Origin of the sequence: Corticimicrobacter sp. (assembly GCF_040137905.1) — a bacterium.
Classification (GTDB): domain Bacteria; phylum Pseudomonadota; class Gammaproteobacteria; order Burkholderiales; family Burkholderiaceae_B; genus Corticimicrobacter.
The window spans coordinates 21,921-28,251 of sequence record NZ_JBEFDG010000013.1 but is presented as its reverse complement, the minus strand read 5'-3'; the positions used below and the strand labels follow the sequence as shown (position 1 = coordinate 28,251).

Sequence of the window (6,331 nt, the reverse complement as noted above, 5' to 3'; positions counted from 1 at the left end):
GTGCTATTTTCTCTGCGGCGTTCATGCCGGCGGCAGGTTCGTCCAGCGCCAGCAGGCGAGGTTCGGTGGCCAGTGCCCGTGCGATTTCCAGCCTGCGCTGGTGTCCGTATGACAGCGTATCGGCCCGCTGTTCGGCACAGGAAGTCAGGCCGACATAGTCGAGCAGGCTGTATGCCTTCGTCCGTGTCTCATCTTCTTCGCGTCGGGCGGCAGGAGGCCGGATCAGAGCGCTCCAGAGACCGCTGTGGGTACGGGCGTGACGCGCCACCATGACATTTTCCAGTGCGGTCATGGCATTGAACAGTTTGATATTCTGAAATGTACGTGCGATGCCGGCGCGCGCAACGTGATCTACGGCAGCAGGTCGATAGGGGCGTCCATCCAGCAGGAAACTGCCCTGGTCTGCCTGATATTGCCCTGTCATGACATTGAACAGGGTGGTCTTGCCAGCCCCGTTGGGGCCGATAAGTCCATGGATCTGGCCGGCTTCGACGCGCAAGGATGTATTTTCCAGTGCGGTGACACCACCAAAGCGCTTATAGACACCCTGTACATCCAGCAGTGGTTTCATGTTGTACTCCGCTGCGGTGTGGGCCAGAGCCCGCCAGGTCGGTACAGCATGACGAGCATCAGGGCCAGGCCAAAAAACAGTTGGCGAATGACCTCGGGATCGACCCATATCTGGCCCAGCAATTGCTCCTGAAGCGGCCCGACGCTGCTGCGCAGGATTTCTGGCAGGGCCGAAATCAATACGCAACCCAGAATGACGCCAGAGATGTGTCCCATGCCGCCGAGCACGACCATGGCCAGTACGCTGATGGATTCGTTGAACGTAAAGGACTCGGGTGAAATGAAGCCCTGGAACGATGCGAACAGGACGCCACCCGTACCGCCGAATACGGCTCCGGTTGCAAAGGCCAGCAGTTTCAGGCGGTGAGTACGGATGCCCATCGCGCGCGCAGCGTCTTCGTCTTCCCGGATCGCTTGCCATGCGCGCCCGATGCGCGAGTCCTGGATTCTGTAGCACGCCATGACAATCAGCAGGGTGACGAAGGCGAACAGGTAATAGTAGAGATAGACCGACGGGATGTTGAGGCCGAACCATGTATGGGTGCGAGACAGGTCGATGCCGAACACTTCGACCGGTGCAATCGCGGCAATGCCTTTTGGTCCATTGGTCAGGTTGACCGGGCGGTCCAGGTTGCGCATCAGGATGCGTATGATTTCACCGAAACCCAAGGTCACGATGGCCAGGTAATCTCCCCGTAGTCTCAGTGTCGGGGCTCCCAGGATGATGCCACACAGGGCGGCCAGGATGGCTGCGCATCCCAGGGTCAGCCAGAGCGGTGAGGCCAGGCCGTCTGGAAACAGGGCGGCAATGGCCGGAATGGCTGTTGTCAGGTGCGGTGAGGTCAGCAGTGCGGCAACATAGGCACCGACGGCATAGAAGGCGATGAAGCCCAGATCCAGCAAGCCGGCATAGCCGACGATAATGTTCAGGCCCAGGGCCAGCATCATGTACAGCAAGGCGAAATCCAGTGTACGGACCCAGTAATTGCCTCCCGCAGCACCCACCAGCCAGGGGGCGGCCAGAATGGCGAGTGCGAACAGGCCCAGACCTGCGGCAGGATGAGTCAGAGCGGGGAAGTGTGAACGCATGTTCATGCCCGTGTCGCCAGACGTTCGCCCAGCAGTCCTGATGGACGGAAAACCAGCACGAGAATCAGCAGGATGAATGCGAAGACATCCTGGTAGCTGCTGCCGAATAGACCGCCACTCCATTCGCCCAGGTAACCGGTGCCAAATGCTTCGAGCAGTCCCAGCAGAATGCCGCCCAGCATGGCACCGGGCAGGTTGCCGATGCCACCTAGCACGGCGGCAGTGAAGGCTTTTATGCCCGGCAGGAAACCCATGTGGAAATGGGCGTGTCCGTAGTTGCTGGCCATCATTACGCCCGCCAGTGCCGCCAATGCGCCACCGATGGCAAAGGTCAGGCGTATGGTGCGATCCGGACTCATCCCCATCAGGCTGGCATGCGCGTGATTTTCCGATACGGCTCGCATGGCCAGACCCAATTGGGTCCGGTTGACCAGGATCAGCAGTCCAACCATCAGGATGAATGCGATGGCGATGGTGACCAGTGCCGTGGTGCTGGTAATGGCACCGCCTCCATGTCCGTCCGTTGTCAGGAAGATCGGATCCATCGACAGGAGATTGGGAAAGACTTGTGGATTGCGGCTCCAGATCACCATGGCAAGCGTCTGGAGTACGACTGATACGCCTATGCCGCTGATCAGTGGTGCCAGCCTGGGGGCCTGGCGCAGCCTGCGATAGGCGATGCGCTCGATCAGCATCCCAAGCAAGCCGCAGGCCACCATGGACACCAGAGTGGACAGCAACAGGGTCACTGCTGGATGCAGTGCCGGAAACAATACCTGCAGTAGCCTGATGACGGAGAAAGCGCTGAGGGCACCTACCATCAGCAGGTCGCCGTGTGCGAAGTTGATAATGCGCAAAATGCCATACACCATCGTGTAGCCCAAGGCGATGAGGGCATAGAGGTGTCCGAGCAGCAGGCCATTTAGAAGTTGTTGCAGCAGCGTGTCCATCATGTTGCGCAGTATCGATGCGACTGGCGAGACATAAGAGGTTGCATGCTATTGTTCTGTGAAAAAATATTCAAATATATAAATATGATTTATTTATTCCATTGAAATTATTGGATTTTTATGTCGTTATTTAAGTAAAATAATTTGATATATGAATTTTTTGATTTTTACTGATCTGATGGGCCTGTGATGAATGAACGAATGATGAATCCGGATATCGATCCGCCTTTGCGGGCCTTGCGCACTTTCGAGGCTTTCGCTCGCCATGGGGGTGTGGTCGGGGCCGCGCGCGAGTTGAACGTATCGGCATCGGCTGTCAGCCATCAGTTGCGCTTGCTGGAGGAGTTCCTTGAGTTGCCCTTGACGTCACGTCATGGTCGCAATCTCGTGCTGACGGAACAGGGACGTGATTACTACCGCTCCATCCGCTCGGCATTTGCGGTGTTGCGCAGTGCCACCGGTCAGCTACGTGAAAAATCGGTAGCACGACAGATTACGATCAGCCTTATTCCTTTGTTCGGCATGGAGTTTTTCCTGCCCAGACTGCAGGAATTCGTGCGGGAGCAGCCGGGGCTCGATATCAATGTGATGTATGCCAACCATCGCAGCTACCCCAGTGATGCTGCGGATATCTCGATCCGCTTCGGTACTGGGCAATGGTCTGGCTATCGTTGTGAAAAGCTGCTGTCGGGAGCCATGGCCCCCTATTGCAGCCATGCGTTTCTGGCAGCGCATGGCCGACTGGAGTCTCCGGATCAATTGGCAGATGCGTCGCTATTGCACGATGAAGAGCGCAGTTCCTGGATGCAGTGGTTTGAGCTTGCCCAGGTCCGCCGGCATCATCGCAGCCAGGGACTATTGCTGGAAGATGGGCTGCTGACGCTGTCTGCCACGCTGGCGGGTATGGGGTGTGCATTATTGCGCTCATCGCTGGTTGAGCACCATGTGCGCAGTGGAGAACTGATCCGGTTATCGGAAATATTGCTTGATGACGGACGTGATTATTATCTGTGCAGCAGGCTTGGGACAGAGTTGTCAGCAGAAAGTCTGAATTTATACGCCTGGATCAAACGGATTTGTTCGGCCATGTAGGGATAGTGGCGCACTCATGCGGTGCAGGCGGAAACAAAACGTGGGAAGAGTTGTTGCAGCGAGTTGATTTTTAATTACACTTGACACCGCTGTGTTTCACGGATAACTTGTGTTGCATTGCAGCAATCATTTCCATGGTATTTGCCCGCTGGCGTGTGTTGGCCGTCGCGATGGGCAGGATTGATGCCCCGGATAGTGGTATTGGCAGGATGAAGTTGAAGTATCGGCAACGGTTTGGCAGTTGCCTGCAGAAAACGAATCACCAATCACGCCGGGATATCTCCCGGATCACGTATAACGGGAGCGAGGCGACACCATGGCGCAGAATCCTTTCTTTTCCGCATTTTCAGAGCAGGGTAAGCAGCCCTGGCAACCTTTTGCCGCTGCGGCTGCATTCAGGCCCGATGCTGCATCGGCCTATGCCATTGATGCTTGGCAGCGCAGTGTGCTGTTTGCCGATGTGCTGCGTGAGCGCGGCAATCAATATCAGGACATGATGTCGCGACCGATTGCGACGGTGCTGTCGTTCGATCATGAAGTCCTCCTGAGCGGGCAATCGCTGCCCAGACCGATCAACTTCTTCCTGGCGCGTGTGCTGCCCAAGGCTGGCCAGGCCGTGGACCCCACAAAACGACCGCTGGTGGTCGTCGATCCGCGTGCCGGGCAGGGACCGGGCATCGGCGGCTTCAATACCATCAGCGAGATCGGCGATGCGCTCGAACAGGGGCATCCGGTCTACTTCATCGGCTTTTCCGCCGATCCCGTGCCGGGGCAGACCTTTCTGGATATTGTCGAAGGCCAGGTCCATTTCCTGGAGTACATCGTTGAGCAGCATTCCGATGCGCCCAAACCATTCGCGTTCGGCAATTGCCAGGCCGGCTACCAGACATTGCTGGTGGCTGCCTTGCGGCCCGACCTGTTCGGGCCGGTGATCGTCGCGGGGTCGCCCATGTCCTACTGGCAGGGCGTGCATGGCAAGAACCCGATGCGCTATACCGGTGGCCTGCTGGGCGGCAGCTGGCTCACGGCACTGGTGTCCGACCTGGGCGGTGGCGAATTCGACGGCACCTGGCTGATCCTGAACTTCGATCTGCTGAATCCCTCGAACTGGCTCTGGGGCAAGCAGTACAACGTCTACACCAAGGTCGATACGGAAGCACAGCGCTATCTGGGTTTCGAAAAATGGTGGGGGGATTTCATCAAGCTCAATGGTGGCGAGATCCAGTGGCTGGTCGATCAACTGTTCATCGGCGACAAGCTGACCCGCAACCAGTTGCAGGCCAGTGACGGCACCCCCCTGGACCTGCGCAATGTCAGCTCGCCCATCGTGGTGCTGACCTCGGAAGGTGACAACATCAGTCCGCCCCAGCAGACGCTGGGCTGGATTCTCGACCTGTACCAGGATGTCGATGAATTGCGCGCCCATGGCCGCACCATCGTCTATTCGGTCAACCCCAAGGTCGGCCACCTGGCCATCTTCGTGTCGCCCAAGGTAGGCGGCAAGGAGGACGAAGAGTTTGTGCGTCTGATCGATGAGATCGATCTGCTGCCGCCGGGGCTCTATGAGCTGGTTATCGATGAGGCCGATCCTGCCGAAGCAGGCAAGCCCGCATGGCGCAGCCACTTCGAGTTGCGGACCTTCGATGACCTGCGCGCCTACGGACGCAACAGTGCCGAAGATGACCGTGCATTCGATGCCGTGCGCCGCGTCTCGGAGTTGAATCTTTCCCTGTACAACACCTTTGTGCGCCCCTGGGTGCGTGCGGCCGTCACGCCGCAACTGGCGCGCAATTTGTTCGACTACAACCCGTTGCGGCTGAGCTATTCGGTGTTCGCCGACAGCAATCCATTCATGCGCGGCGTGAGCAAGCTGGCCGAACAGGCACGCAACGATCGCCAGCCCGTGGCCGAGGACAACCCTTATCTGCAACTGCAGGAACGACTGTCCGACCAGATCACGACCTATCTCGATGCATGGCGCGATGCGCGCGACCAGGCTGTGGAAAAAGTGTTCTTCTCGGTTTATTCCTCGCCTGTGCTGCAAGGCCTGCTGGGCATGAACGGAGCCGATGGCGAGCCGCACAAGGTGCCAGGACTGACGCCCGAAGAGCGCGAGCATCTGGCCCGCAAGGCGGCCGAACTGGAAGCCGATGTCGGGCAAGGCGCATATCCCGAGGCCCTGCTGCGTGCCGTGCTTTTTGCGCTGTCGGCCGAACGGGTCTTCCAGGATGAGGCGCTGGTCGCCCTCAACGCCGTGCGGCGCGAGGTGGGCAATCCCTCTGCCGAAGACTTCAAGGAGTTGGTGCGTCGGCAGTACTACATCCTGCTGCTCAAGCGCGATGCCGCCCTGGCACCGCTGCCTGAGATGGAGCCCGATCCGGCTCGGCGGCGTGAGTTGCTGGAGACGGTCCGCACCATCGTGGTCGGCAAGGGCACACCGTCGGCAGCCCAGAAGCTGCGCCTGGATCAGTTGGCCCAGTTGCTTGCGACCGAGGCCAAGCCCGCCAAGCCAGCCAGACAAACCGGTACGCCCAAGTCGGCCTCTTAAGACCGAGGTGGTGCACAGGGGGGGCCTTCGGCCCCTCCTGTATCGAAATTGCATACGTCTAAATCGTTGGTTTCTGTGAATG

General features: G+C 58.5%; 5 protein-coding genes. 2 read left to right on the top strand and 3 right to left on the bottom strand.

The genetic code is table 11. The annotated features are described in order from the left end of the window. The 3 genes from ABN482_RS01700 to ABN482_RS01690 all read right to left on the bottom strand — a co-directional run. Positions 1-571: ABC transporter ATP-binding protein (locus ABN482_RS01700; protein ID WP_349502363.1), on the bottom strand; the 571-nt coding region annotated here is incomplete at its 3' end. Beyond that, the gene (locus ABN482_RS01695; protein ID WP_502877215.1) at positions 568-1,665 is read right to left on the bottom strand and encodes a branched-chain amino acid ABC transporter permease; all 1,098 of its coding nucleotides are present in this window, start codon (positions 1,663-1,665) and stop codon (positions 568-570) included. The genes ABN482_RS01700 and ABN482_RS01695, both read right to left, overlap by 4 nt. Continuing rightward, a complete protein-coding gene (locus ABN482_RS01690) occupies positions 1,662-2,609 on the bottom strand; it encodes a branched-chain amino acid ABC transporter permease (protein ID WP_349502365.1) in 948 nt (315 codons plus the stop codon). The genes ABN482_RS01695 and ABN482_RS01690 overlap by 4 nt, the downstream gene beginning before the upstream one ends. Before the next feature lie 201 nt (positions 2,610-2,810). On the opposite strand from ABN482_RS01690, the gene ABN482_RS01685 reads away from it, so the two are divergent. Together ABN482_RS01685 and ABN482_RS01680 are read left to right on the top strand one after the other, a co-directional pair. Further along, positions 2,811-3,701, top strand: coding sequence for a LysR substrate-binding domain-containing protein (locus tag ABN482_RS01685; protein ID WP_349502362.1), 891 nt, complete (start codon positions 2,811-2,813; stop codon positions 3,699-3,701). Positions 3,702-4,017: 316 nt separating this feature from the next. Further along, positions 4,018-6,249, top strand: coding sequence for a DUF3141 domain-containing protein (locus tag ABN482_RS01680; protein WP_349502361.1), 2,232 nt, complete (start codon positions 4,018-4,020; stop codon positions 6,247-6,249). Positions 6,250-6,331 lie beyond the last annotated feature (82 nt).

What these genes read in the sequence shown, in the direction of transcription:
- ABN482_RS01685 (WP_349502362.1), top strand. Translation starts at nt 2,811, where the DNA reads ATGATGAATCCGGATATCGATCCGCCTTTGCGGGCCTTGCGCACTTTC.
- ABN482_RS01695 (WP_502877215.1), bottom strand. Translation starts at nt 1,665, where the DNA reads ATGAACATGCGTTCACACTTCCCCGCTCTGACTCATCCTGCCGCAGGT.
- ABN482_RS01690 (WP_349502365.1), bottom strand. Translation starts at nt 2,609, where the DNA reads ATGGACACGCTGCTGCAACAACTTCTAAATGGCCTGCTGCTCGGACAC.
- ABN482_RS01680 (WP_349502361.1), top strand. Translation starts at nt 4,018, where the DNA reads ATGGCGCAGAATCCTTTCTTTTCCGCATTTTCAGAGCAGGGTAAGCAG.